Raw genomic sequence first — 26,610 nt, forward strand, 5'->3', positions numbered from 1 at the left:
GAATAATGCGGTGCTTGTTGGGGTATCAGAGGCGGAGCGAACAGCCACTGGCTCCGCAGTTCAAACTGGTAAAAATCCAGTATACGGCCCTATTTTTCAGGCATTCGACTAAAAACACAAGTTTACTTGGGAATGACTGTGATCGTTTTCCGATATTTGTTCAGGGAAACCCTGAAAACCCAGCTGGCAGTGTTATTCGTATTGCTGCTTATCTTTGTCAGCCAACAATTCATCAAGATCATTGGCGATGCCGCCGATGGTGAGGTGCCGACGCGCCTGGTCTCCACCCTGCTGCTGCTCAACCTGCCGAACATGGCCTTGTTGATGCTGCCAATCAGCCTGTTTTTAGCCATCTTGTTTGCCCACGGTCGTCTGTACGCAGAAAGCGAGATGACAGTGATGCATGCGGTAGGTTTCAGCCACCGTTTCGTGATGCGCAGCGCCATGTTGCTGGCGCTGCTGACCGCCGCCGTGGCCGCCTTCAATACCGGTTGGGTGGCCCCCTTGGCCAAGGAGCGCGAGTACCAGGTGATCGACGAATTCAAGGCCGATCCCGGGGTTTCCTTCCTGCAGGCCGGTCGTTTCATGGAGCTCGACAAGGGGCGGCTGGTTGCCTACATCCAGGATTTGAACGAAAACGGCTCCAAGTTGCAGAAAGTCTTCGTGTTGCAACGGGCTGAGGGGAACAAGCCTCCTTCAGTGGTCGTTGCGGACGAAGGTGTGGTGAGCGTTGATGATGACGGGCTGCAATGGCTGACCCTGAAGGATGGTTCCCGTTACGAGGGGCACTTCTCCGGCAAGCAGTTCCAGATCTCCGATTTTCGCGAGTATGGGCTGGTCGTCCGTCAGCAGGAGATGGAACACTCCAATCGCAAGGCGGCCGCCAAGGCGACCGTGGAGCTGTTGGGGACCCAGGACAACAGCCTGATGGCGGAGCTGCAGTGGCGCATCTCGCTGCCCCTCTCCATTCCGGTGCTGACCCTGCTGGTAGTGCCGCTGGCCAGGGTCAACCCCCGTCAGGGGCGCTATGCCAAGTTGTTGCCGGCCATCCTGCTCTATCTCTCCTATTTCCTGCTGCTCAGTGCCGCCCGTTCGGCCATCGACAGCGGCCGTCTGCCCCACTGGCCCGGGATGTTCCTGGTGCCGCTCGCCTACCTGCTGTTCATCGGCCTGCCTCTCAACCTGCAGGGCACCAGCTGGTGGAACCGGGTGAAGGGGCAGTATTTCAAAAGAAAATCAGCATGATGCTGCAACATAGGAACTTCTGCTGATGTTTGGCATTCTCGACAGACATGGCGACCGGATCACTTTGATGTCGCACCCGCTCTATGCGCCTGTATTTGAGGGAAAAATCAGCATGATGCTGCAACAGGGGAGTCTCTGCTGATGTTTGGTATTCTCGACAGATATATCGGCCGGATCATTTTCATGTCGATCCTGCTGTGCGAAGTGACCTTGGTCGGCCTGGCTGCGCTCATCAAGTATGTGGAGCAGCTCAAGTCGGTTGGGGACGGCAACTACGACATGGTCAATGCGCTCTATTTTGTGCTGCTCTCCATGCCGAAAGAGGCCGTGCTCTTCTTCCCGCTGGCGGCCCTGCTGGGCGGTCTGATTGGTCTGGGCCAGCTCGCTACCAGCTCCGAGCTGGTGGTGATGCAGGCGGCGGGTCGCTCCAAGATCAGCATCGTTATGGCGGCGCTCAAGACGGCCATTCCCCTGATGATAGTGGTGGGCCTGATGGGCGAATACGTGGCGCCCATCGCCAAGCGGATGGCGGATGACATCAAGGCGGGAGCCCTGTCGGAAGGGCGCCTGACGGTTTCGGCCTATGGCGTCTGGGCTCGCGATGGCAACAACTTCGTCAATATCAATGGGGTGCGCAACGATGGCGCCCTGACCGGCATCACCCTCTATCGCTTCACTCCGGATCGCAAGCTCATCGACGTCATCCAGGCGCAGGAAGGCGTGTTCGAGCAACACCACTGGCTGCTCAAGCAGACGCAGGTGACCCGTTTCGATGACCCGACCCGGATCCAGAGCGAGCAGCATGAGAAGATGGAGTGGCGCTCCGAACTCACGCCCAAGCAGCTGGGGGTGGTGAGTGTCGATCCGGAGAACCTCTCGGTCTCCGGTTTGCAGGACTATATCGGCTATCTGGATGCCAACAAGCAGGATGCCGGTCGCTACAAGCTGGAGCTGTGGCGCAAGCTGCTGTCACCTCTCTCCGTGGTGGCGATGATCCTGCTGGCCTCCTCTTTCATTTTCGGCCCGCTGCGCTCGGTGAGCATGGGGGCACGGATGCTGATGGGGATCATGACCGGCTTCGCCGTCTACGTGAGCGATCGGGTGTTTGGCCCCGTCAGCCTGGTCTATTCGGTGCCCCCCATTCTGGCGGCCGTGGCCCCCAGCCTGCTGTTTGGCGGCATCTCCTTCTACATCCTCAGTCGCAAGCAGTAACGCGCTGTTTGAAATGCAAAGAGGGCACCCATCGGGTGCCCTCTTTCGTTGCTGCCGGCTTGAATTACTTGTTCAGCAGCTCCAGGTTGGCCTGTTTGTCCAGCACCACGACCCTGCATTCGGCCCAGATATCCTGGAAGGCGCGCGGCTCCTTGCGGTTGAACAGGCACATCAGGTTGCCAAGACCGAAGGCAGCCGTGGCGAGGCGGATCAGCGCCTGGGTGATGCGAATGTTGCTGCCATCTTCATTCTGGATGCGCAGGCGCCAGGCGCGCATGCCGATAGTCTGGCCGGCACGAGTCCAGAACCAGGTGTAGAAGCCGCAGATGACGAAGGCGAGCCAGAGGGTGTAGATCAGGCTGTAGCGGTGGCGGGTCAGCAACCAGAGGGAATCTTCTCCCGCCGGCACGCTGGCCATGCCGGTCACCAGCAGTAATTTGGCCACCGCCATGCCGATAAAGCCGGCAATGATGAGCAAGGAGGTCACCACCAGGGAGTCATAGATCAGGGCGCCGAGACGGCGCAGCAACCCGGCAGACGGGTAGCCTGGCTTGGTGGAAGAGGGAGGCGTTTGTTGGACTTGTTTGCGCTTGGCCATCGTTTTTATTCCATTAAGATGATGGCGGCATTCTATGTAACTGATCCTGCATCGGCAAGGCGTTGAATAAATGAACAAATAGGTGCGGGCAATAGAAAAACACCTTGCATGGTATCGCGCCATTCGTATAATTCCCCGCAGTTGCCCGGGTGGCGAAATCGGTAGACGCAGCGGATTCAAAATCCGCCGGTGAATAACCGTGTCGGTTCGAGTCCGACCCCGGGCACCATCAAATTCATGACAAAAGGCCATCAGCAATGATGGCCTTTTGTTTTTTCGTACTCCGCGTTAGTTCCGTGCTGCCAGCACCATGGTGAGTTATCCCGTTATCCCCACCTTTCGTATCTCCTGCATCGCTCATCGAATAGCCGATAAATAGCGACATTTACCCGCAATATCCCGTCACTTTATCTTTTTTCACAACTATCAGCCCAGCAGGGCAAACAGCAGGGTGCCAAGTGTGCCGACCAGCGTCATCAGGACGAGGATCCCGGGCTTGCCATGGAGCTTGGTCCACATAAACAGGCTGGTGAGGGCGAGCAGCAGCAGGGCCAGTGCGGCCAGATCGCCAAACAGCTGCCAGCCGAGGCCGGTGCCCATGCCCCGATGCAGCCGGTTGAGGCTGGCGGCAAAGTTGGCCTGCTGCCATTCGGTGCGCACCAGCAGGGTACCTTCCACATAGCTGGCGGCGACGCTTTGGGTGAGGGTGACCGCGCGCATCTCCCAGCGGGCGGGCAGGGTGAGCGAGCCGGTCGGGGTGGGCAGGGTCTGGGCCGGCGTGATCATGGCGCGCCCTTCATCAAAGCCGTCCGGATAACGCTGGCGCAGCAGGGATTGCAACGCCTCCGGGCTGGTCAGCGGCGCGTCCAGTACGATCTCTTCGCTCGACTTATCGGTATGGGGGCCCGGAATGGGCAGGACGGCCCTGTGTTGCAACCAGAGACCGGTGAGGCCGTAGAGCAACATCAGGGTGAGGGTGAAAAAGCCGGCCCAGGCATGCAGGCGGCGCACCCATTTGTTGTTGTGAAGGGGAAATCGGTGTCGTTTCATGGTGTGGCGCGTCATAAAAAATTGGCCAGCATACGCCGGCCAGTGAGTCTGGGTGATGGGATCAGAAACGATAGCTGCCGGTCAGGTGCAGCTGTCGCGGCGTGCCCGGCATGATCTGGCTGGCACTGGTGGCGCTGACGAAGTAGTCGTGGTCGGTCAGGTTTTCGGCACTCAGCTGGGCCTCCCACTGCTGCCAACGATAGCCAACGCGGGCATCGAAGCGGGCATAGCCGGGCAGGGTGGTGGTATTGGCGTTGTCGGCGAAGCGATCACCCACGGCCGTCACCCCGGTTTCGCCGAACCAGCCCAGCTTGCCGCTTTGATAGCCGACGAACAGTTGACCATTCTGGCGTGAGACGTTGCTCGGGCGCTTGCCCTGCAGATCCGCGTCCGCCTTGACCTGCTCGGCATCCTGGATGGCGACGCCGCCACGCAGATAGAGCTCGTCCGTCAGGCGGGCATTGGCGCTTAGTTCGACACCTTCGGTGCGCTGCAGACCGGTGAGGATCACCCTGGTGGGATCCAGCGGATCCTTGCTGCGCTTGTTGTACATCTCCAGCCGGTAGAGGGAGAGGGTGGTTGCCAGGCGGCCATTCAGCCAGTCGCTCTTCACGCCACCCTCATAGAGGCGGGTGTTCTGGGGATCCAGGTTGTTGTTCTTGTCTCCCGGCGTCAGCCCAATCAGCTCGCCACCCACAGGAGTGAAGGTCTTGCTGTAGGAGGCGTAGAAGGCGTGCTCCTCGAGAGGATTCCATACCAGTCCCAAGCGCGGGCTCAGGCTGGTGACCGAGCGGGTCTCTTCCTTGTTGAGGTCGTTGCGGCGGCTGGTGACGGTAAAGTCGTCACGGCGCAGGCCACCGACCAGATGCCAGTCGCCCAGGGTGAGTTGATCCTGCAAATAAAGGCCGACTCCGCGCACCTTGTGGCTGGCATCGCTGGCGAGCTTCATGGCGCCGTCATGGCGGGGCAGGGCCGATGGATGATAGAGGCTGCCCACCGGGATGGGGGTCGCATTCTGGTAGAGCTTGGGGGTGCGTTCCTGCCAACTCTGCTCCAGGCCGACCAGCAGACGATGGCCGACGGGACCAGTCTGCAGCTGGCCTTCCGCTTCTGTGTTGCTGATGAGGCTCCTGGCCTGCAGATCCTGCTGCCAGCGGGCGCGGGTCACTTTGTCCCCTTTCACACTGGTGACATAGGTGTTGTCAAACTGGCTGTCGAGGGTGCTGTAGCCGAGTTGCTGGCGCAGCTGCCACTGCTCGTTGATATCCCAGGTGAGGCGGGAGCGGGTGGATTGCGCCACGTCGTCGATGAAGTCGCGGCTGGTGTCGCTGTAGACGAACTCCCGCGGCACATCGGCCGGATGGCCGTTGACGCCGGGGATGCCGCGATCCGGGGTGCGATCGTGCTCGTTGCGCTCGTATTGCACCAGCCAGTTCAGGTTGTCGCTGATCTCCCAGTTGACGGAGGGGGCCAGCAGGGTGCGTTTGCCCTCTACACCATCGCGGAAGCTGTCGGTATCTTCCTGGGCCAGGTTGAGGCGCAGCTGCACCCGCTCGCTCGCTTCTCCGTTGAGGTCAGCGGCCAGACGCTGGCTGTCAAAGCTGCCCACCCTGGCGGTGACGCTGGATGCCTGTCCCTTCTGCGGCGTCTTGCTGACCCGGTTGATGATGCCCCCCGTGCTGCCACGGCCGTAGAGCACGGCCGCCGGCCCCTTGAGGACCTCTACCCGCTCTATGTTGCCGAGATCCCGGGTGTACTGCATGTCATCGCGAAAACCGTCGAGATAGAAGTCGTTGCTGGCACTGAAGCCACGGATATTCACGCTGTCGAAGCGGGTGTCGCCGCTGGCGTTGACCCCGGGAATGCCGCTCAGGGCCTCGCTCAGGGTGGGCTGGCCAAAGGCGGTCAGCTCGCTGGCCGAGACGCTGTCGATGGTCTGGGGGACCAGCTTGGCCGGGGTATTGGTGCGGGTGGCGGTGGCTACCTCTTGATGCTGGGTGCGTTTGCCTACCACTGTCAGGGTTTCATCGGCGGCCTGAGCCTGAAACGCCGAGCCAAACAGAGCCAGCGAAACCAGGGTTCTGCGAAAATGAGGGTGCTGCATGTTCAATGTTGATTCTCTAAATGTCGACCGAACGGCCTGAACTTGTTGATTTAGTTGTAATTAATTTTGACCCACATAAATGGGATCGCAATGATATTGATTTTCATTTGTGTGACAAGTGAATTTGGGGAGATAGCGGGGGCGTTCGACGAAGGGCGAGATGAGTGGATAAAAAGGAAAGGTGCATCCAGCCCCTGCGCAGGAGGCCGGATGCCGAGGGTCAACGGATATGCAGCAAGCGGGCGATGAATACGTTGCTGGATAACAGTCCATAGGCCAGCAGAGAAGCGCCGAGCAGCAGCGGCACCTTGGTGATCTCCCACAGGAGGGACGCCTCCTGCGGGCCGAATACGAACAGCCACACCACCAGGATCATGTGCAGGCAATAGAGCCCGAGCACCTTGGGGGCCTGGCGTTCCAGCCAGCTGCCACGTCCCCAATCCGGGTTGGCCAGCAGCAGGCCAAACAGACCGAGAGCCCAGGGCACGGAACCGAGCAGAAAATCGTGGCGAGTGAGCGGTACCTGCGCCAGCTGATTGAGGGCGATAGCCTCCAGCGCATAGAGCCCCAGCCCCATGACCAACAGTCGGCGGCTCATCCGGGTCGTGGGTTGCCAGGCTCGCGCGCGCAGCCAGGCCCCCAGAGCGACGAACAGCAGGGAGAAGAAGGGGCCGTTGCGGGTCAGGATGGGCCACTCGGCCCCCAGCAAGGGCTTGGCATAGGAACCGCCCAGCAGCGCCAGCAGATAGAGCAGGGCGCCTAAATAGAGTGCCAGCGCCGGTTTGCCCAGCCACTGGCACAGCGCCAGAATGCCCACGGCCAGCACCAGGGCGGGCAGGAACCAGAGGTGGATCATGCCGCCGACCAGCCAGTCGTTGAGGGGATCGCCGAGCTGGAATTGCCACTGCCCGCGCAGGGACGCCAGATAGCCCTGATTGACGGCCTCCACGGGATTGAACGGCAGCAGCAGATAGAGAAGGCTCCAGGCCAGCCAGAGCAGCAGCAGGGGGCGGCAGTAGCGCCAAGCCACGCTCAGCTGTGCGGCGCCAGTGAGCTTGGGTTGCAGGAAATAACCGGCGCAGAGGAAGAACAGGGGCACGGCGAAGCGGCACAACTGGTTGATGAGCGCGCTGAGCCAGGGATAGGGGGGGCTCCCCCACAAGTCGGGGTTAAACGGATGGGCGAAGGGAGAGACATGGATGGTCATCACGGCCAGGATGGCCAGCACCCGCCCGCACTCGATACTGGATATTCGCATGTTTGCTCGGCGTCACAGGGTTGTGCCGGTACGCTAAAAGAGCCGCTCCATATTTTCAACCAGTTGATTTTACTAGTGTGAGTCCCGTTGTTGAGTCGTTACGTTTTGTAACCTGAAGGGGGCTGGTGTCCCCCGTGACGAGACCCGGCTCTCGTCTGGGGCGAGCGTCAGGCATAAAAAAGCGAGGCATTTGCCTCGCTTCCTGATGTCGTCATGGGGATCTTATTGGCTGCTCAACATGGCATTGCTGTTGGAGGCCAGCGTGGTGCGGCCAGAGGTCTCCAGCCAGGTCCTGATCCGCTTGGCATCGGCAACCCGATCGTTGGTGGTTTCAGCATTGAGCAACACCATGATCACGGGTTCATGATTGACCCTGGTCCCCAGCACCAGGCAGCGGCCCGCCTCGCGGATATACCCGGTCTTGGAGAGGGTGAATTCCCACTGCCCCTCGCGGATCAGTCGGTTGGAATTGAGGTAGTGCAGCTGGCGCTTGTTGGTACGTACATAGCTCTGATCGTCGGTGGAATACTGGCGGATCAGTGGATAGGCGGAGGCGGCGACGGCCAGCTTGGCGAGATCCTGGGCGGTGGAGACGTTACGCGGATTGAGGCCTGTGCTGTCGGCGTAGCGGGTGTTCCACATCCCCAGCATGCGGGCCTTGGCATTCATCGCCTCGATAAAGGCACGCTGCCCCCCCGGATAGTGACGGGCGAGGGCCGAGGCGGCGCGGTTCTCTGACGACATCAGGGCGATGTGCAGCATTTCGGCCCGGCTGAGGCGAGTGCCGATGGCCAGTCGTGAGCCTGTGCCCTTGATGCGGTCTATGTCGGCATTGGTGACCGTCAACGTTTCGTTGAGTCGCTGGTTCGCATCCAGCACCACCAGCGCGGTCATCAGCTTGGTGAGGGAGGCGATGGGCATGACCCGGTTGCCATTGCGCTCGGAGATCACCTCGCCGGTTCTGTGGTTGGCCACCACGAAGGCGGCCGAACTGAGGTTGGGAATGTCCCGTCGTTCGAGAAAACCGCCGCTACCGTGACCGCTGGCGGAAAAAGGGTTGGCATGGGCACTGTCCATAGTGGCCGGCAGCATCGCTGCGCCAAGCAACAGGGGGAGGAGGGAACGCATCATCATGATCTGCTCTACCGGACGAAATTCAGGGATAACTCGCTAAGTTATATGTCGCGAATTGACGCTTCACAATGCTTCTTGCCTTGATCCTGACAATTTACTGCTTTAAGCCGTCCGTTCAGGGTTTGGGCGGATTTTAGTGAGTCTTTTTTTGGCGGAAATGATGCGAAAAAGGGACCTCATGATGCTCTTGCGGTCACTGGCGGTATTGCTGAAAAGGAAGAGTTTTTGGCAAGGAGCCGGATAGAGGGACGAGAGGGTGCTTAGATAAATGCCGCGCAATAAAAAGCGCGATGGCAAGCCATCGCGCTTGATGCCGGGAGGCTCGATCAGAAGTCGTAGCGGGCCGCCAGCTGGAAGTCATCCTGGTTGGCGGTCGCCTTGTTGGCCACGCTGTCCAGGTTGTTGATGCGGTACTCGCCGATCACCCGCAGGTTCTTGTTGAACTTGTACTGGGCGCCCAGGGTGTAGTAGTCCACGTTGTCCTTCTTGGTGCCGGCCTTGTCCTGCTCCTGCTTGTTCCACAAGGCCATCAGACCGAAGCCGTTCTCGAAGTTGTAGCCCAGTGCGGCTTCCCAGCCGGTGTGGTCGGTGCCGGTGGCCAGAAAGTCGCTGCCATCGGCATAGCTCAGGGCAGCATAGGCGGCCTTGTTGTCGAACTTGGCGGAGATCAGCCACAGCTTGGCATCCTCTTCACCGCTCTTGTCACGCAGGCCGACGTTGTAGGCGGTACCCAGCGACAGATTGAACGGGAAGGTGTAGGCCAGGGCGGCGCCATAGGCGGCATCGCTATCCTTGCTGGTGGTCTCTTCGGTGTCACCGCCATCGAACTTGTAGCTGGTATCGATCTGGAAGCCGTTGAACAGACCTGAGTATTTCAGCACCGAGCCGGCGCGGTTGGTGGCGAAGGTATCGGTCTTGGCGCCCAGCGCATCGTTGCCATAGCCATCGGAGAGGGAGACGTCAGTCCAGTCGGCCAGGAAGCCAGGTGCCCCCTTCTGGCGACCGAAGGTGACGCTGCCCCAGTCAGCCCCCACCCCGGCAAAGGCCAGACGGGTGCGCAGGTTGTCCGAGTTTTCGCTGATGGTCTTCTCGCTGTCGTTGATATACATCTGCACTTCGTACTGGGCCAGCGCCTTCAGGCCCGTGTTGATCTGGGTCTCGGCCTTGGCGCCGAAGCGCACGAACTGGTTGGCGCCCTGCTTGGCACTGTAATCCTTGGTGCCGTTCGGGTTGGTGGCGTCGACACCTTCCTTCTTGTCCCCGAAGAAGTGGCCGGCATAGATGCGGCCATACAGATCCACCATGGTGGTGTCGTTTTTGTACACTTCAACGGCTTGAGCCTGGAACGCGGCGGTCAGCGCCATGGCCACTACAGTCAGCTTTTTCATCTTAATCCCTTGTGTTGCAAGCTTTTGTTTTAAAGACGGGGCCATGCTAGGGAGGTGGCGTGACAGCGAGGTGACGAAGAGATGAAGAGGCGGTGTCAGTTTGATGTCACCTGGATGAATCACCCCCTTTTAGTGGCATAGGCGCCACTTTTATGCGCAAAGGTTTGCCCTTGTGGTAGAATGCCGCCCGTTTTTCGAGCTCCATAGGTTGGATATGCGATGAGACGTGAACTGGCAATCGAGTTTTCCCGAGTGACGGAAGCGGCAGCACTGGCTGGCTACAAGTGGCTCGGACGTGGTGACAAAAATATCGCTGACGGGGCGGCCGTTGCGGCCATGCGCCACATTCTCAACCAGATCGAGATCGATGGTGAGATTGTGATCGGCGAAGGCGAGATCGATGAAGCACCCATGCTCTACATCGGCGAGAAGGTGGGCACGGGTCACGGTGACGCGGTGGACATCGCGGTCGACCCCATCGAGGGCACCCGCATGACCGCCATGGGGCAGGCCAATGCGCTGGCGGTGCTGGCGGTCGGTGACAAGGGATCCTTCCTCAAGGCCCCCGACATGTACATGGAAAAGCTGATCGTCGGGCCCAAGGCCAAGGGCGTGATCGATCTGGATCAGGCTCTCGAGTTGAACCTCAAGGCCGTGGCCAAGGCGCTGGGCAAGCCGCTCTCCCGCCTGACCGTCATTACCCTGGCCAAGCCGCGTCACGACAAGGCCATCAAGGAGATGCAGGGTCTGGGCGTGCGGGTGTTCGCCATCCCTGACGGCGACGTGGCCGCCTCCATCCTCACCTGCCTGCCGGATAGCGAAGTCGACATGCTGTACGGCATCGGTGGTGCGCCGGAAGGGGTGATTTCCGCGGCGGTGATCCGTGCCCTGGATGGTGACATGCAGGCTCGCCTGGTGCCCCGTCACCGGGTCAAGGGCGATAGCCCGGACGTACGCGAACTGGGCGAGCAGGAGATTGCCCGCTGCGAAGCCTTGGGCATCGACGTGAACAAGGTGCTCAAGCTGGAAGACATGGCGAAGAATGACAACGTCATCTTCTCCGCCACCGGCATCACCAAGGGTGATCTGCTGGAGGGCATCACCAGCGATGGCATCATGGCGACCACCGAGACCCTGCTGATCCGCGGCAAGTCCCGCACCATCCGTCGTATCAAGTCGATCCACTATCTGGAGCGTAAAGACAGCGTGGTGCGTGACATCATTCTGTGATGCCGATGCATTGAGCCGACTGGTTTGCTGCAAGCCCGATCGTCGAACGATCGGGCTTTTTCATGTCTGGCCGCTACTCTTGTCGATCGGCTTGGGCTATGGTGGCGGCACGGACCAGTTGGCATGGTGCCGGGTTAACGGCCACGGGAGGTGGTGATATGGAGTGTCGTGCCGGTTGCGCTGCCTGTTGCATCGCCCCCAGCATCAGCAGCGCGATTCCGGGCATGCCTGACGGCAAGCCGGCCGGGGTGCCTTGCGTGCAGCTCGACGAGCATCTGGGTTGCAAGATCTTCGAGTCGCCGGAGCGCCCTGCCGTGTGCGGTGGATTTCGCCCGATGGCGGATGTGTGCGGCAGCCACAGGGCCGAGGCCATCTGGCTGATCGGCGAGCTGGAGCGGTTGACGAACTGAGTTCTGAACAGAGTCGCAGATAAAAGAAAGAGGCCGCATTATGCGGCCTCTTGCGTTGCTCTTTGCCGATCAGATCCCAGCCAGTGCCAGGGCCTGACGGTAGTACTCGTTGGCCTTGTTGGTGAGGCGACGCTTGTCCATCAGCTGACCTAGGGCATGGTAGGCGGCAGCGCTCGGAGCCCGGGCCACCTCCTGTTCCAGCAGCTTCTGGGCCTCGTCCAGCTGGCCGGACAGCAGGTAGAGCTGGGCCAGCGCGGTGTCGACCTCGGGCTGGCCCTGCATTTTCTGCAGTTGCGCCAGCAGCGGCTGGTAGTTGTCGAGCTTGAGCCTGGGCAGTCGAGCCAGCAGCTGCGGCATGGCCTGTTTACGCAGTGCCTCCTGCCACAGGGTGGCTGCCTCGCCATCGGCACCCAGCTGGCACAGCATGTCGCCGTAGCGCACCAGCAGCTCGGGCTCCAGGCGCAGTTTGCGGGGCAGCTCCTGCCAGGTCGCCTTCAGGGTATCGAGGGACTCGGCGGCCTGCTGCAGGCGGCCACTCCAGGCCTGTTGCAGCAGATCTTCTTCCTGCTTGGGCGTCAGTTTGCCGACCTTGTGCAGCACCGGGATCAGATCGCACAGGGCGCTCCAGTCCTGGCGTGCCTGGTGTACCTGGCGCAGCTGATCCAGCACCATGGGGTGGCGCGGGTTGAGGGCATAGATGGACTCCAGGGTCGCCAGCGCGGTGTCGTACTGGCCCTGTTCGATCTGCAGCTGGGTCTGGGTCAGAGTCAGTGCCAGCTCGGCCTTGGGGTTCTCCTCCTGAGCCTTTTGCAGATACTGGTCGCGGCGGGCATCGTCACCCCTGGCCTGGGCCGCCTTGGCGGCACTCAGGTAGTTGAGCAGCGGGGTGTCGCTGTTGCTGGCGCCCTTGATGAGCAACTTCTCGGCCTGGCTGTATTGGCCCTCGGCCATCGCCAGGGTGGCGGCCACCGTCTGCTGGTTGGCCTTGCGACGACGACGGGAGCCATACCAGCCCAGCGTCTTGCGGCGCAGACCGAATACCCGGCCCAGGATCCACTCCACCAGCAGCAGGGCGCCGTAGAAGAGGATCGCCAGGATCACCGCGCTGGTCACGGAGGATTCGATGGTGTAGTTGCCAAGGGCAATCAGCACATAGCCCTTGTTACCCGAGGCTTCCGGACCAAACATCAGCCCTGCGACCATCACGGCAACCAGAATGATTATACGGATCATGGTGCCCTCCTCAGTTGCCGGCCAGAATGCGTTGCAGACGCTCGGTCAGCACCTGTTCCAGCATGGCCTGGGTCTTGAACTGATCCGGATAGTCGAACTGGATCTGCTCACCCTTGAGCTTGTCGATCTCGCCCAGCATGTAATGGGTGGCGCTGTTTTCGGTGTCGAAATACTGGTTCAGCCAGCGCTGGGCCTTGTCCAGGCTGTCTTCATAGAGTGCCTGCTGTTCGCGGTAAACGGCGAGCTGGGCCTGCAGCAGCTTGGTCTTGAGGTTTTCCCGCAGGAAGATCTCCTGTTGCGGGGAGAGCAGGGCCTCCACGGCACCATCACGACGGCGGATGGTGATGAAATTCTCGGTGAACTTGACCCAGTTCTTCTTCAGGTTGCTTTCCCACTCGTCCGGATTGGTGCTGACCGCCTGGTCGGGCTCGGCTTTCGCTTCCGGCATGCTGACGGTGGAGAGGGGCAGCAGCTCGATCTGATCGGAGAGAGCGGCCAGCTTGAGGGTCAGCCCCTCGCGGTCGATGCGCGGCATCCCCTTGAGCTTGGCGATGTCTTCGGCCAGCGCCTTGCGGATCGGCATCAGGCTGGGATCGTTGAGGGCAGCGATGCGCTCGTCGGCGTTGCCCAGCAGGGTGATGGCGGAGACGAGGTCATGCTCCAGCCACAGCTTGCGGCCGGCCATGCGCACCAGGTATTCCGATTCGGCCAGCATCCAGTCGTTGGGACGCTTGTCGTTGAGATCCAGCACCCGGTTCTGCAGCCCCTGCATCTCGCCCTGCAAGCGCTGCTGGGTCTGCTCCAGAGCGGTCAGCTGTTCGGCATCCTTGTTGCTGCTCTGGTCAATCTTGCTGATGGCACTGGCCAGCTGCTGTTTGAGCTGGGCCAGCTCGGCTTGCTGGGCGACCGCATTCTTGTGGCCATGTAGATAGAGGCCGCCGGTCAGGCCAAGCGCCAGCAGGATGGCAACACTACCCAGCATGGCACCGGAGCGGTTCTTGCTGCCATTGGCCGCAGCGGCCGGCTGTGGGGTCACCTGGGATTCTTGTTGTTCTGTCATTCCATCTTCCTCAGTTCCAGTGCGGCCATCAGGGCCTGGTTGGATGCACCTTGGGCAATCGTGATATGGATGAAGCCCGCAGCACTGGCCATCTCGGCCACGCGGGGGCTGGGGACCACCAGATGGCGGTCAAAAAGCCAGGGGTGCTGACGTGCGGGAACCAGCGCCAGCAGCCGTTGCAACAATTCGCCACTGGTGATGAGCAGGCTGTCCAGCCCGGCTGCCTGCCAGTGGCGCGTCAATGTCTCCCCGTCAAAGTCGGGGTAATGCCGTTCATAGGTTGCACAATAGTGCACCAGAGCACCGCGTGAGGCCAGCGTGCTGGCGATGAGATCCCGCCCACCATTGCCACGCAGGATCAGCACCCGCTTGCCGCTTACCTGCTGCAGGGCAGGGAGGGCCAGCAGCCCCTCGCTGCGGGGATCGTGCGGGCAACTTGCGCTGATGCCCGCCTCGGCGAACGCATCCGCACTGGCCTGGCCGACCGCAAAGTACTCAATATGTGGCCAGGTCAGACCAGTTTGCAACAAAAAATCGTGAGCAAAATGAACGGCATGAATGCTGACGGCGATAACGATGTCTGCCTGTGCCAGCAGTTCGGGCAGGTGAGGGAGGTCGCTACCCGCCACGGTTTCCAGCAGCGGGCAGCAGAGCGGTGCGTGACCGTGCTGGCGCAGCAACTGCTCCAGCTCGGTGGCCTGGGCGGCCGGGCGCACCACCAGCGGGATCATGTACGGTAGACCTCGGCCAGGATGACGTCGGCACCGGCAGCCAGCAGGCGCTGGGCCAACTGTTCACCCAGGGCTTCCCCGTCGCTCACGGCGCCACGGATCTCGTCGCGGATCACCCGGGTACCATCCGGGCTACCCACCAGGCCCCGCAGCCAAATTTGCTCTCCTTCCACCAGCGCATAGGCACCGATAGGCACCTGACAGCCCCCTTGCAGGGCGCGGTTCATGGCACGCTCGGTCAGCACCCGGGCGCGGGTCTCACTGTGCTCGAGCGGTGCCAGCAGGGCGTGCAGTTCGTGATCGTCGAGGCGGCACTCGATGCCGACCGCGCCCTGGCCATTGGCTGGCAGGCTCTGCTCCGGTTCGATGAAGGCGGTGATACGGTGATCCATCTCAAGCCGTTTCAAGCCGGCGGCGGCCAGGATGATGGCGTCGTATTCGCCGGCATCCAGCTTGGCGAGGCGGGTGTTGACGTTGCCGCGCAGGTCGCGGATCACCAGATCCGGGCGGGCGGCGCGCAACTGGCACTGGCGGCGCAGGCTGGAGGTACCGACCACAGCCCCCTGAGGCAGCTCGTCGATGGCCTGAAAACGGTTGGAGACAAACGCATCGCGGGGATCTTCCCGTTCGCAGATGGTGTGCAGGCCGAGCCCCTCCGGGAACTCCACCGGCACGTCTTTCATGGAGTGGACGGCGATGTCGGCACGTCCTTCCAGCATGGCAGTCTCCAGCTCCTTGACGAACAACCCTTTGCCGCCGACTTTGGCGAGCGGGGTATCCAGGATCTTGTCGCCCTGGGTGCTCATGGGAACCAGCTCTACCCTTAGCTCGGGATAGAGGGCTTCCAGCCGGTCTTTGACGAAGTTGGCCTGCCACAGGGCCAATGGGCTCTTGCGAGTGGCAATTTTCAGGGTTCGGGCTGCCATATCAATCAGTTGTTTTATCTTTATGAAGGAAATCGATATTACCACCCTTTGCCCGGGCTTTCATGGCGGAGCCGCCAAAAGCGGGGGCAAGCTCAAAAAGGACCGCTGAAAATGATTTTCATTAAGTTGGTTGTGCATTCTAAACATTTGAATATTAATTAATTTATTGTTTTCTCCTGATACTGTTTAGCGACATCTAATAAATAATCCCGGGATTATATGCGGGCTTGTTTACCACTGCTGTTTGCATTGTTAACATGATCACACTTTTTTGACGTCTCCCCATTTTGGTGCGTCATTTCCCATCTCGATATAGGCAGGTCATTGCTGGCAAAACTCGATACGCTGGTGGCGCGTTATGACGAACTAAATCGTCTCAAGACGCAACGGGCGTTAGGTCTCATGAGTCGCTACGGACAGCAGGTCTTCCAGCTGTTACCCGTCATGCTGCACTTCAATCACCCCCTGCTGCCCGGTTATGTGGCGGGTGATGTGCCCCATGGCATCTGGAGTTTTACTGCCAACGAGGCCCAGCAGGCCTTCATCCAGGATCTCTGCCAAAACGCCAACTGCCAGAATGGCCTCGCCACCCATGACAAGTCGATCCAGGGGCTCTACTCCATGGGCAGCACCTCGTCCATCGGCCAGTGCTGTCACTCGGACCTCGATATCTGGGTCTGCCATGTGGCCGGCCTGTCGAGTGAGCGACTCGCTTTGCTGGAGCTCAAGTGTCAGCACCTGTCGAAATGGGCGGAGCAGCGGGGGGTCGATCTCAACTTCTTCCTGATCCCCGAAGACAAGTTCCGCCAGCGCAACGATGCCCAGGTGCAGGGGGAGAGTTGCGGTAGTGCCCAGCACCTGCTGCTGCTCGACGAGTTTTATCGCAGTGCCATGATGATCGCGGGCAAGCGGTTGCTTTGGTATCTGGTGCCTGCCGAATACGACGATCACTACGACGAGTACGTCAGCGGGCTGTTCGAGAGCGGTCAGCTCAATCAGGATGACTGGCTCGATTTGGGCAGTTTCAACCGGATTCCGGCCGAGGAGTACTTCGGCTCGGCCCTGTGGCAGCTCTACAAGGGGATCGATTCCCCCTACAAGGCGGTGCTCAAGTCGGTGCTGATGGAGGCCTACTCCCACGAGTACCCCAATACCCGACTGCTGTCGATGATCGGTCGCGACTGGTTCCAGCACAACGAGGGGATGCACTACCGGCTCGACAACTACTGCCTGATGCTGGACAAGGTGACCAACTACCTCAAGTCCATCGGCGACATGGCCCGTCTCGATCTGGTGCGCCGCTGCTTCTACCTCAAGGTGTGTGACGGCCTCAGTCATCCCAAGGATGAGCATTCGCCGGACTGGCGTCGTGAACAGATGAGTCAGCTGGTGGCCTACTGGGGATGGAGTCACGAGAAGCTGTATCAGCTGGACCATCGCCATGAGTGGAAGGTTGAAGAGGTCAAGATAGCCCACGCCGAGTTGCTGGAAGCCCTGATGCTGAGCTATCGCAACCTGATCCAGTTCGCCCGGCGCAACAACATCAGCGAGTCGATCAACCCGGAAGATATCGGCATCTTGTCGCGCAAGCTCTATGCCGCGTTCGAGAGCCTGCCGGGCAAAGTGCAGCGGGTGAACCTCAAGATAGCGCCGGATCTCAGCGAGCAGGATCTCAGCTTCGTGCAGGTGCCCCACGGCCGCCTCAATCGTGCCGGCTGGTACCTCTACAAGCATTCGCTGGAGCCGGTGGACATCATCGGGAGGGCGCCGCTTGAGTTCAACAGCTACATCAGCAAGCTGGTGGCCTGGGCCTATTTCAACGATCTGCTGACGCCGCAATCCCGGGTGCACCTGTTCAATCAGGGTTCGGATCTGCACATCGACAATCTGCACCAGTTCTGTCGCGATCTCTCCGGCTGCTTCCCCGAGAAGTATCCGCTCGCCACCAACCTGGCCCTCAGTCGCCCCTGCGAGATCCGCCAGCTCTCCATCTTCCTCAATCTGGAGGTGGACCCCAGCAGTCACTGGGTAGGGCAGGTGATCGAGTTCGACGCCAATACGGTGGATGTCTTCTCCTTTGGCCGCAATCAGGAGTGTCTGGTGGGCTCGGTGGATCTGGTCTATCGCAACTCCTGGAGCGAGATCCGTACCTTGCATTTCCAGGGCGACGAGGCCGTGGTGGACGCTCTCACCACTATCCTCGGCAAGATGCACCAAGATGCCGCCGCCCCCGAGATGATCGAGGTGTTCTGCTACAGCCAGCATTTCCGCTCCCTTGTTCGCTCCCGCTTCCAGAGTCTGGTGGCGGAGTGCATCGAACTGCGCCTCGCCCGCGACAAGCAGCAACTGGTCAAGACCATGGCGCTGGGCAAGGAGAAGTACGGCATCTTCTTCGAGCGGCGCGGGGTGTCGGTCAAGAAGCTGGAAAACGCCATCGACTTCTACCGCCACATCTCCCACAACAAGCTGGATCACCTGCCGCTGCGGCTCGACAAGACCCACAGCCAGCATCTGCCAAGCATTGTCGATGCCTATGCCAGCGAAGGGTTGGTACAATTTTTCTTCGATACCCGGGATGCGGGCACCAACATCTACATCCTGGATGAGGCGAACCGGGTGGAGGTGTACCAGCACTTTGCCGGCAACAAGGATGAGCTGGTGACCGGGGTCAACCGTTTCTATACCTCCAGCCACGAGCGCTTCAGCGACGATGGCCAGTTCATCAACTTCAACCTGCCCCAGTATTACGAGATAGTGCAGCAGGGTGGCGAGCTTGCTGTGATCCCCTATCGCAGCCAGGGAACGGGACGGGAACAGACCCCGCCAACCCGGGATGTGGGTTGATATGGGCGAGTGTCCCATCGCACGACACCAATAAAAACGGCCTGCTGATGCAGGCCGTTTTTATTGGGCGTGTCTCGCCATCAGGCGCCGAGACGGGCCAGCAGCCAGTACCGGGTGTCATCGAGCTGCGGTCGGCAGATCTCGTGGCGCATGGGGTACTCGTGCCACTCGGGGGAGAGCCCCGCCGCCTCCAACCGGTTCTTGGCATCCCAACCCAGCGACAGGCTCACCACATCGTCGTAGATACCGTGCATGTAGCAAATCGGCAAGGTACGAGCGGCCTCGCTCATCTCGCCGGCCAGTGCATCGGGCACCGCCAGATAGGTGGACATGCAGAGCAAGCCCGCCAGCGTCGCAGGATAACGCAAGGCGGTGAAGGAGGCGATCACCCCGCCCTGGGAGAAGCCGGCCAGCACGATCCGATCGGGAGCAAACCCCTCGGCCACCAGCTGGTCCAGCAGGCTGGCGATCTGGGCTGCGGATTCGCGCACATGGGACTCCACGGCCCGCTCGGCCGGATCCTCGAAGCTCCTGATGTCATACCAGCCGCGCATCTTGTACCCCATGTTGATGGTGATGGGGCGTTCGGGCGCATCGGGCAGCAGGTGACGTACCGGCAGATCGGCGGGCAGATCCAGGGCGTCCACCAGCGGGGCGAGCCCGGCACCGGAATCCCCCAGACCGTGCAGCCAGATCACCGCATGACGAGCCCCCTCGGGGTGGAGATCGATCATGGCAGGTTGCGCCATCATGGGAACTGGACGGGTTCGCCCGCCTGGGCGCTGCAGGCCTGGCTCAGCAGGGCCTTGAGCTCGTGACCGAAGCGGTTGTCGATCCAGGTTTCACCCTGCAGCTCGAAGTGGAAGCCGTTCTCGCGGGTGGCCACCCAGATCTGGTGCAGCGGCTCCTGCTTGTTGATGATGACCTTGGTCTTGTTCTCGAACGACAGGGTCAAGACGCCCCCGTTGCGTTCGCAGTCGATATCCGGATACCCCTCGTCGAGTGTGTCTTCCACATACTGGAAAAAGGCGTCGGTCAGGGCGTGATACTCGTGATCCTTCATCGGTTTATCCTGTTGCTTTTAACAATGTGAGTGCGATTATAGAGGGCCAAAAATTTTTTCGCAGCGAACCATTATGATTACCCAGTTCACCAAGTGTCTGCTTGCCACTCTTCTCTCTCTCGGGTTGGCCGCCTGCGGTCTGAAAGGGCCGCTCTACATGCCGCCCCCCGAGCAGCCCCAGAGCCAGAGTACACCGCAAACGGCACCGCCTGCGACCTCAGAGGCTGCCACCGAGGCCGCACCGCACTAAATTCAGGAAGGAACCGCCCCTTGGATCACTTTAACTACGACGCCGACGGCCAGCTTCAGGCCGAACAAACCTCGCTGCAACACCTTGCCGAGCAGTACGGCACTCCGCTTTACGTATACTCCCGCGCGACCCTCGAGCGTCACTGGCACGCCTTCGACAAGGCGGCCGGCGATATTCCCCACCTGATCTGTTATGCGGTCAAGGCCAACTCCAACCTGGCGCTGCTCAACCTGCTGGCCCGCCTGGGCTCAGGGTTTGACATCGTCTCCGGCGGCGAGTTGTCGCGGGTGCTGGCGGCGGGGGGCGATCCGGCCAAGGTGGTCTTCTCCGGGGTGGCCAAGAGCGAAGCCGAGATGCGCCTCGCGCTGGATAAAGAGATCCTCTGTTTTAATCTGGAATCGGAAGCCGAGCTGGAGCGTCTGAACCGGGTGGCGGGCAGCATGGGCAAGAAGGCCCGGGTGTCGGTGCGGGTCAATCCGGATATCGATGCCGGCACTCATCCCTATATCTCCACCGGCCTCAAGCAGAACAAGTTCGGCATTCCCATCGAACAGGCCCCCGCCATCTACCGCAAGGCAGCGGCCATGGCCCACATCGAGATCGTCGGGGTGGATTGCCATATCGGCTCCCAGCTCACCGAGCTCAATCCCTTTATGGAGGCGGCTGACAAGCTGCTGCGGCTGATCGACGAGCTGGCGGCAGACGGTATCCGCATCCATCACTTGGACGTGGGGGGCGGCCTTGGGGTCAACTATGGCGCCGAGCAGCCACCTCATCCCACCGAGTATGCCGAGGCGCTCAAGCAGAAGCTGGCGGGTCGCGACCTGACCCTGCTGTTCGAGCCGGGCCGTGCCATCGTCGCCAATGCCGGCGTGCTGCTGACCCGGGTCGAGTACCTCAAGCCGGGTGAGACCCGCAATTTCGCTCTGATCGATGCAGGTATGAATGACATGCTGCGCCCGTCCCTCTACGGCGCCTGGATGAACATCATCGAGGTGGATAGCCGCGCCGGCCATGCCTCCGCGCTGTACGACGTGGTGGGCCCGGTGTGCGAGACCGGCGACTTTCTCGGCAAGGAGCGTACCCTGGCGATCGCCGAGGGTTCCCTGCTGGCGGTGCGTTCCGCCGGTGCCTATGGCTTTACCATGTCATCCAACTACAACACCCGTCCCCGTGCGGCCGAGGTACTGGTGGATGGCGCCCAATCGTTCCTCATCAGGGAGCGTGAACAGTTGGCCGATCTCTGGCGTGGTGAGCACCTGGTGCCCTGACGCCGTGCCCTGAACAGGAGAGCGCGAGCCAGATCGCGCTCTTCGGGATGCCGGGGCTTTGGATAACGACTTCACTGTGTTTGTCGAGCTTGGGTTCGGTGAGCATTTACGCCCTAACGGCACAGGAATGCACGATGTTGATAGATTTTTCCAAGATGCATGGCTTGGGTAACGACTTCATGGTGGTGGACGGCGTCACCCAGAAGGTGTTTTTCAGCAATGACGTCATCAAGAAGCTGGCGGATCGCCACTTCGGGATCGGATTTGACCAGCTGCTGCTGGTGGAGCCGCCCTATGACCCTGAACTCGACTTTCACTATCGCATCTTCAATGCCGATGGCAGCGAGGTGGAGCAGTGCGGCAATGGCGCCCGCTGTTTTGCCCGTTTCGTGCGTCTCAAGGGATTGATCAACCGGGATCGCATCGCGGTGAGTACGGCCCGTGGCCGCATCGTGCTGCAACTGGAGGGGGAGAACCAGGTCACGGTCAACATGGGGGTACCCCAGTTCGAGCCGGGCAAGATCCCGTTTCGTGCCCAGAAGGCGGAGAAGACTTATCTGCTGCGGGCACAGGAGCACACAGTGATGTGCGGCGCCGTCTCCATGGGCAACCCCCACTGCGTCATCGAGGTGCCCTCGGTGGCCGATGCGCCGGTGACGGCCTTGGGAGCCATCATGGAGCGGCACGAGCGTTTCCCCGAACGGGTCAACGTCGGCTTCATGGAGATGGTCGACGCCACCGAGATCAAGCTTCGGGTATTCGAGCGTGGCGTGGGGGAGACCCTCGCCTGCGGCACCGGCGCCTGTGCGGCGGCGGTGATTGGCATGAGCCAGGGCAAGCTCAAGGAGAGGGTCACCGTTACCCTGCCGGGGGGCAAGCTGACCATCGCCTGGAAGGGGCCGGGTCAGCCTGTCTATATGACGGGGCCAGCCGAGCATGTGTTTGACGGTCAGATAGAGGTGTAGGCAGTTGCCAGTTTCTGGCAGATGCGGTTGGGATGTGGGGGCTATGTCCCCCTTTGCCCATGATATCGGGGCCAGAGGCCCTGTTTTGCAATGGATCGAACAATTTATGAGTGAACTCAAACGGCAGGAGCCACTGGTGGACGAAGCCTGTGTGCTGGAGTACCTGGCCCGTTACCCCGAGTTTTTCCAACGTCACGCCACCGTGTTGGACCGGATCCGCATTCCCCACGAGCGCAAGGGCTCGGTCTCGCTGGTGGAGCGCCAGCTTGACCGGCAGCGCGAGCGGATCGAGCAATTGGAGCAGGAGATCACCGAACTGATGGGGATCGCCAGCGAAAATGAGCGGATCTTCCGGATTTATGCCGATCTGTATGGCGACCTCTATGGTTGTCAGACCCTGTTTGAAATGAGCGCCGTGATGGGCAAGACATTCGTGCAGCGCCTGCGCCTGACCGGGTTGCGCCTCTGGCTCAATCCCAAGAAGTTCCTCCTGAGCGGCCCGGAGGCGCGTTTTCTGGCCGAGGGCAAACAGCTGGAGCAACTGCTGGGTCAGCGCCTGCCGGGGCAGGATTATTACTTCGGCCGTCTGAGCCAGAGCGAAAAACAGACGCTGTTTGGCCACGACGTGCTGGTCAACTCGGTGGCCCTGATGCGGATCGGCGATCTCGGCGTGCTGGCCTTCGCCAGCTCGGATCCCAGCCACTTCACTCCCCATAACGATACCCTGCTGCTGGGTCAGCTGGGCCGCCTGTTGCAGCTGCGGCTGCCCGAGCTGGCGCATGGCTAAGGGGCCTGTTTCCGCCAGCGAGCCACTGCCTCCCGCGCTGGCGGAGGAGCTGGCGGCCTTTATCGAATACCTGAGGGTCGAGCGCCAGCTCAGCCCTCACACCCGAAGCAACTATCAGGCCCATCTGGAGGCCATGACGGCCGAGCTGGTGAAACTGGGGCTTGATGACTGGTGTCGGCTTGAGGCTAGCCAGGTGCGCAGCCTGGTGACCCGGATGCACAAGGCTGGTCTTGCGCCCCGATCACTTGCCACCAAGGTCTCCGCCCTGCGCAGCTTCTGCGACTGGCAGGTGCGCCAGGGACGACTCGTCGCCAACCCGGCTCGCGGCATAGTGACCCCCAAGCAGGGAAGGCCGCTGCCCAAGAACCTGGACGTGGACGAGATGTATCAGCTGCTCAACATCACTGACGAGCAGGATCCACTGGCGGTGCGGGATCGCGCCATCATGGAGCTGATGTACTCCTCCGGCCTGCGCCTTGCCGAGCTGGTGGGGCTCAATCTGGCGGATGTGAAGCTTGACGAGCGCCAGCTCAGGGTGACCGGCAAGGGATCGCGGGAGCGGGTACTGCCCATGGGGCGGATGGCGGTGGAGTGGCTGCACAAATGGCTCAAGATACGTCCCATGCTGGCTGGCGACGAGGCCGAGGCGCTGTTCGTCTCCAAGCGCAAGCAGCGACTGTCGGCCCGCTCGGTGCAGGAGCGGCTCGATGGTTGGGGTAACAAGCAGGCGCTCAATGCCCATGTCCATCCCCACAAACTGCGTCACAGCTTCGCCACCCACATGCTGGAGTCATCCGGCGATCTGCGGGCGGTGCAGGAGCTGCTGGGGCACGCCGATCTCTCCACCACCCAGATCTATACCCACCTCGACTTCCAGCATCTGGCCAAGGTCTATGACAGTGCCCATCCCAGGGCCAAACGTGGATCCGGGTCAGGGGATGATGAATGACGTGTTGCCGGGCGCCTCTTGCCGTCTGGCCAGCCGGCAGGGCGTGAGTCCACACCGGCCCTGATTGAGGAGTGTGCATGCATTTTTATCGCCGCTGGCAGCCGGTTGCTGCCATCTCGTTCGATCTCGACGATACCCTCTATGACAACGGTCCCGCCATCGAGCGGGCCGAACAGTGGATGCTGGCTCACTTGCGCACTGAATACCTGGCCACCGCCATGCTTGACCAAGAGCGCTGGCAGGCACTCAAGCGCGAGGTGCTGCTCGCATCTCCCGAGCTGCGCCACGACGTCAGCCTGACCCGTGAACACTGCATTCGTGAAGCCATGATGGCGGGGGGAATGGCGGAATCTCAAGCCTCAGAAGAGGCTGCCCGGGTCTTTGCCGCTTTTCTTGCCGAGCGCTCGCGGATCGAGGTGAGCACATCGACCCACGCCCTGCTGGCCCGTCTGGCGGAGCGTTATCCGTTGGCTGTCATCACCAATGGCAATCTGGACCTGGCGCAGGCCGGGCTGGCCGATTACTTCACCCTGGTCTGCAAGGCCGGGGAGGGCGCGAGGATGAAGCCGGCGCCGGACATGTTCAGGCTGGTACAGGAGAGCCTCGGTCTTGCTCCCGAGCAGATACTGCACGTCGGGGATCATCCGGAAACCGATGTGCTGGGGGCGCGCCTGCACGGTTTTCGCGCCGCCTGGCTCAACGAGCGACAGCTGCCCTGGCGGCAGTTGAAGCTATTGCCGGATGTGGAGCTGGCGACCCTGGATGAGCTGGGCGAGCTGCTGCTCTGATGCGGATCACGAGCCCCGCCATATGCGGGGCTCGCTTTAAAAAGAGGACCGGTGTGCGGCTAGCGGCCCCTGAACAGGGTCATCAGCTTGTCCAGCAGGTCGCGCGGCGGGGTCAGCTGTTTCATTGACTCTGCCTCCCGTGCCAGCAAGGCCTGCTGCTCTTGCTGGCGCTCACTCAACACCTGGTAGAGCGGCTCGACCAGGGATTCGCGCTGCAGCACCAGTGCCTGGAACATGGCCTGATTGATGCGGTAGGTTTCGACGGCCCCCAGGGCGCGCACGGTAAAAGAGCTGGGCTCGCCGGTGAGCATGCTCAGCTCGCCGAAGAAGTCCCCGGCCTGCAGGGCGCCGAGCCGCAGCTCCCGCCCTTCCAGATGGACCAGCATCTCGGCCTCGCCTCGCACCAGCACAAACAGCCAGCCCGAGACCTCCCCCTGCTCCAGCATGATGTCGCCGCTCACGAAGGGGGCGAACTTCACCTGATCCGCCAGCTGGGCCAGCTCCTCCTCCTGCAGCATGGCAAACAGCGGCAGCTTGCGCAGGGTGGCGGTGCGTTCGGCGGTATGCCGCTTGTGGCGCGCATCCTGATGCTGTTTCTCCTTGCTCATGAAGACGTTGAAGATGGGGGGCGTGAGGCGGCGATCGTTGCGACGCAGGGCGGCATCGATCAGGCTGCGTACCATGGAGTCGGTCGGGTCGTCACGCGCCAGATCGGTCAGCCAGTAGCGCACCGCATAGCGGGCTATTCCGCCTTCCACGTTCATCAGCAGGCAGTCGGGGGGCGGTGACTTGGCGACGCAGGGCAGCTTGGTTTCCCGTAATGCCTTCTCGATCAGTGCAATGATCTGGGTCGGCAGGGTATCCAGCGTCAGATCGAACCAGACCCAGCGCCGCAGTTGCAGGGGCTGGCCGCGACGGCGCCCTAGTACGGTAAAGCGCTGCTTGAGCAGATGGCTGTTGGGGATCACCACGGTTTCCCAGTTGCGGGTCTCTATGGTGGTGGCGCGCCAGTTGATCTCTACCACCCGGCCCTGGATGGTGTCCACCTGCAACCAGTCACCGATGGCGATGGAGTTGTCGAGCTGAATTGAGACGCCAGCCAGCAGGTTGCCCAATGTGTCCTGCATGGCAAAGGCGATGACGGCGGTGATCACCGCCGAGGTGGTGACTATCTCTCCCAGCGCCATGCCGGAGGCATAGAGCCTGAACAGCCCCCAGCCGATGTAGCCGATGGTGATAACTATGTCGGCGATGATGCGCGGGATCTTCACCTGGCAGAGGGGGAGCAGCAGCTCGAACAGCAGGATCCCCCAGAGTTTGACCAGCACCAGACCCGCCAGCAAGGTGGAGATCTCGATCAGCCAGTGGCGGGGTAGTGGCAGGCGAAACCAGCCTCCTTCCAGCTGGATCAGCAGTATGATGACCAGGCTGATGATCACGAACCCGAGTTCGGAGAGTTTCTCTCGCCGTTGCCCCGGGTTGCGCCAGAAGTGGATCAGCAGGAGTGACAGAGTGAGCAGGATCCAGAACGGGTGTTCCAGGATCCAGATCAGGGTCGGCAGCATGATGAGATTATCGCCAGACATAACAGCCCCTTGTGACTATTTACATCCAGCATAGTTGGAGTTGTGAGGGTAAATGGTGCAGCGGTGGGGCAATTTATTTATGCTGTGCCGAACAAGTCAATGGAGTGCAATCTTGTGCAATTATCAAAGAAAATCATCTGCTTGATGGCGGCATGGCCATTGGCGGGTTGTGATTTGCTGGTGGACAGATACAGGGTCGAGTTCAGGGACGGTTCCTGGCGCGAGATCGCCATCACGCCCTTTTCCAACGAGGTTCACTGGCGTGAAGGGTGCGCCACCGGCGAGGTGTTGAGCGACATGGCGCTGCCGCTCAAACGGGGGGACGTCGTCAATGGCCGGGAGCAGTTGCTGATCGGCGGCGAGCGATTCGAGCTCGACGACAACAAGCTCTATCGCAGCAACGGCATGGTATTTGGCCACTCCCCGGACTATATCCAGCGCGGGCTTAAGGGGCTGGATAGCTGCCGCGAAATGCGCCTTCAGCGGGGCGCGCTGCCCAAGCTCAAGGCGCGTGGTTTCGACGAGTAA

Annotated in this window: 25 protein-coding genes and 1 tRNA gene; 13 read left to right on the forward strand and 13 right to left on the reverse strand. The window is 61.1% G+C overall.

Annotated features, from left to right (window positions below; all coding sequences use genetic code 11):
• The first annotated feature begins 132 nt into the window (after window positions 1-132).
• A complete protein-coding gene (gene lptF, locus ACB034_RS11630) occupies window positions 133-1,245 on the forward strand; it encodes an LPS export ABC transporter permease LptF (protein ID WP_042025011.1) in 1,113 nt (370 codons plus the stop codon).
• A gap of 141 nt (window positions 1,246-1,386) precedes the next feature.
• Entirely contained in the window at window positions 1,387-2,457 is a 1,071-nt protein-coding gene (lptG, locus tag ACB034_RS11635) for an LPS export ABC transporter permease LptG (protein WP_042025012.1), read from the forward strand.
• Between the two features lie 64 nt (window positions 2,458-2,521).
• Here lptG and ACB034_RS11640 read toward each other — a convergent pair whose 3' ends face one another.
• Complete coding sequence (locus tag ACB034_RS11640; RefSeq protein WP_338611392.1) at window positions 2,522-3,055, reverse strand: RDD family protein; 534 nt, start codon at window positions 3,053-3,055, stop codon at window positions 2,522-2,524.
• A gap of 143 nt (window positions 3,056-3,198) precedes the next feature.
• Here ACB034_RS11640 and ACB034_RS11645 point away from each other — a divergent pair.
• Window positions 3,199-3,284, forward strand: a tRNA-Leu gene (locus ACB034_RS11645).
• 197 nt (window positions 3,285-3,481) lie between these two features.
• Here ACB034_RS11645 and ACB034_RS11650 read toward each other — a convergent pair.
• From ACB034_RS11650 to ACB034_RS11670, 5 genes are all read right to left on the reverse strand, one after another.
• Window positions 3,482-4,162 (reverse strand): PepSY-associated TM helix domain-containing protein, encoded by a 681-nt coding sequence (locus ACB034_RS11650; RefSeq protein ID WP_371172965.1) that lies wholly within the window; start codon window positions 4,160-4,162, stop codon window positions 3,482-3,484.
• A 4-nt stretch (window positions 4,163-4,166) separates the two neighbouring features.
• Window positions 4,167-6,209 carry a TonB-dependent receptor gene (locus tag ACB034_RS11655; RefSeq protein ID WP_371172890.1) on the reverse strand — a complete coding sequence of 681 codons (2,043 nt, stop codon included), beginning with the start codon at window positions 6,207-6,209 and terminating at the stop codon, window positions 4,167-4,169.
• A gap of 220 nt (window positions 6,210-6,429) precedes the next feature.
• A complete protein-coding gene (locus tag ACB034_RS11660) occupies window positions 6,430-7,467 on the reverse strand; it encodes an acyltransferase family protein (RefSeq protein WP_371172891.1) in 1,038 nt (345 codons plus the stop codon).
• Window positions 7,468-7,689: 222 nt separating this feature from the next.
• A complete protein-coding gene (gene pbpG / locus ACB034_RS11665; RefSeq protein WP_026457185.1) occupies window positions 7,690-8,601 on the reverse strand; it encodes a D-alanyl-D-alanine endopeptidase in 912 nt (303 codons plus the stop codon).
• A 326-nt stretch (window positions 8,602-8,927) separates the two neighbouring features.
• Window positions 8,928-9,989, reverse strand: a complete 1,062-nt coding sequence (locus ACB034_RS11670; protein WP_042025018.1) for a porin — start codon at window positions 9,987-9,989, stop codon at window positions 8,928-8,930.
• Between the two features lie 219 nt (window positions 9,990-10,208).
• Here ACB034_RS11670 and glpX point away from each other — a divergent pair, with 219 nt between their 5' ends.
• Window positions 10,209-11,219 (forward strand): class II fructose-bisphosphatase, encoded by a 1,011-nt coding sequence (gene glpX, locus ACB034_RS11675; protein ID WP_026457183.1) that lies wholly within the window; start codon window positions 10,209-10,211, stop codon window positions 11,217-11,219.
• A gap of 158 nt (window positions 11,220-11,377) precedes the next feature.
• A complete protein-coding gene (locus ACB034_RS11680) occupies window positions 11,378-11,629 on the forward strand; it encodes a YkgJ family cysteine cluster protein (protein WP_201941407.1) in 252 nt (83 codons plus the stop codon).
• Window positions 11,630-11,698: 69 nt separating this feature from the next.
• Here ACB034_RS11680 and ACB034_RS11685 read toward each other — a convergent pair whose 3' ends face one another.
• From ACB034_RS11685 to hemC, 4 genes are read right to left on the reverse strand one after another with little or no spacing between them, the layout of a single operon-like run.
• Window positions 11,699-12,862, reverse strand: a complete 1,164-nt coding sequence (locus ACB034_RS11685; protein ID WP_268855535.1) for a heme biosynthesis HemY N-terminal domain-containing protein — start codon at window positions 12,860-12,862, stop codon at window positions 11,699-11,701.
• Window positions 12,863-12,872: 10 nt separating this feature from the next.
• Window positions 12,873-13,922 (reverse strand): uroporphyrinogen-III C-methyltransferase, encoded by a 1,050-nt coding sequence (locus tag ACB034_RS11690; RefSeq protein WP_371172892.1) that lies wholly within the window; start codon window positions 13,920-13,922, stop codon window positions 12,873-12,875.
• Complete coding sequence (locus ACB034_RS11695; protein WP_371172893.1) at window positions 13,919-14,653, reverse strand: uroporphyrinogen-III synthase; 735 nt, start codon at window positions 14,651-14,653, stop codon at window positions 13,919-13,921. The genes ACB034_RS11690 and ACB034_RS11695 overlap by 4 nt, the downstream gene beginning before the upstream one ends.
• Entirely contained in the window at window positions 14,650-15,579 is a 930-nt protein-coding gene (gene hemC / locus ACB034_RS11700; protein WP_042025023.1) for a hydroxymethylbilane synthase, read from the reverse strand. The genes ACB034_RS11695 and hemC overlap by 4 nt, the downstream gene beginning before the upstream one ends.
• A gap of 324 nt (window positions 15,580-15,903) precedes the next feature.
• Here hemC and ACB034_RS11705 point away from each other — a divergent pair, with 324 nt between their 5' ends.
• On the forward strand, window positions 15,904-18,423 hold the full coding sequence (locus ACB034_RS11705; protein ID WP_371172894.1) for a class I adenylate cyclase: 2,520 nt from the start codon (window positions 15,904-15,906) through the stop codon (window positions 18,421-18,423).
• Window positions 18,424-18,503: 80 nt separating this feature from the next.
• Here the strand turns inward: ACB034_RS11705 and ACB034_RS11710 are convergent, their stop codons facing one another.
• Complete coding sequence (locus tag ACB034_RS11710; protein ID WP_268855539.1) at window positions 18,504-19,157, reverse strand: alpha/beta hydrolase; 654 nt, start codon at window positions 19,155-19,157, stop codon at window positions 18,504-18,506.
• A 14-nt stretch (window positions 19,158-19,171) separates the two neighbouring features.
• On the reverse strand, window positions 19,172-19,486 hold the full coding sequence (gene cyaY, locus ACB034_RS11715; protein ID WP_026457068.1) for an iron donor protein CyaY: 315 nt from the start codon (window positions 19,484-19,486) through the stop codon (window positions 19,172-19,174).
• Window positions 19,487-19,559: 73 nt separating this feature from the next.
• Here cyaY and ACB034_RS11720 point away from each other — a divergent pair, with 73 nt between their 5' ends.
• From ACB034_RS11720 to ACB034_RS11745, 6 genes are all read left to right on the forward strand, one after another.
• On the forward strand, window positions 19,560-19,736 hold the full coding sequence (locus ACB034_RS11720; RefSeq protein ID WP_082791909.1) for a lipoprotein: 177 nt from the start codon (window positions 19,560-19,562) through the stop codon (window positions 19,734-19,736).
• Window positions 19,737-19,756: 20 nt separating this feature from the next.
• Window positions 19,757-21,007, forward strand: coding sequence for a diaminopimelate decarboxylase (gene lysA / locus ACB034_RS11725; protein ID WP_201980610.1), 1,251 nt, complete (start codon window positions 19,757-19,759; stop codon window positions 21,005-21,007).
• 134 nt (window positions 21,008-21,141) lie between these two features.
• A complete protein-coding gene (gene dapF, locus ACB034_RS11730; RefSeq protein ID WP_371172895.1) occupies window positions 21,142-21,972 on the forward strand; it encodes a diaminopimelate epimerase in 831 nt (276 codons plus the stop codon).
• A gap of 106 nt (window positions 21,973-22,078) precedes the next feature.
• A complete protein-coding gene (locus ACB034_RS11735; protein ID WP_042070902.1) occupies window positions 22,079-22,759 on the forward strand; it encodes a DUF484 family protein in 681 nt (226 codons plus the stop codon).
• Complete coding sequence (gene xerC / locus ACB034_RS11740; protein WP_371144453.1) at window positions 22,752-23,708, forward strand: tyrosine recombinase XerC; 957 nt, start codon at window positions 22,752-22,754, stop codon at window positions 23,706-23,708. The genes ACB034_RS11735 and xerC overlap by 8 nt, the downstream gene beginning before the upstream one ends.
• 77 nt (window positions 23,709-23,785) lie before the next feature.
• Window positions 23,786-24,496: an HAD-IA family hydrolase gene (locus tag ACB034_RS11745; RefSeq protein WP_371172896.1), complete on the forward strand. Its 711-nt coding sequence runs from the start codon at window positions 23,786-23,788 to the stop codon at window positions 24,494-24,496.
• 59 nt (window positions 24,497-24,555) lie between these two features.
• On the opposite strand, the gene ACB034_RS11750 is transcribed toward ACB034_RS11745, so the two are convergent.
• Window positions 24,556-26,082 carry a mechanosensitive ion channel family protein gene (locus tag ACB034_RS11750; protein WP_354688572.1) on the reverse strand — a complete coding sequence of 509 codons (1,527 nt, stop codon included), beginning with the start codon at window positions 26,080-26,082 and terminating at the stop codon, window positions 24,556-24,558.
• Between the two features lie 99 nt (window positions 26,083-26,181).
• On the opposite strand from ACB034_RS11750, the gene ACB034_RS11755 reads away from it, so the two are divergent.
• Complete coding sequence (locus ACB034_RS11755; RefSeq protein WP_124239987.1) at window positions 26,182-26,610, forward strand: hypothetical protein; 429 nt, start codon at window positions 26,182-26,184, stop codon at window positions 26,608-26,610.

Origin of the sequence: Aeromonas sp. S18(2024), assembly GCF_041402525.1 — a bacterium.
Classification (GTDB): domain Bacteria; phylum Pseudomonadota; class Gammaproteobacteria; order Enterobacterales; family Aeromonadaceae; genus Aeromonas; species Aeromonas enteropelogenes.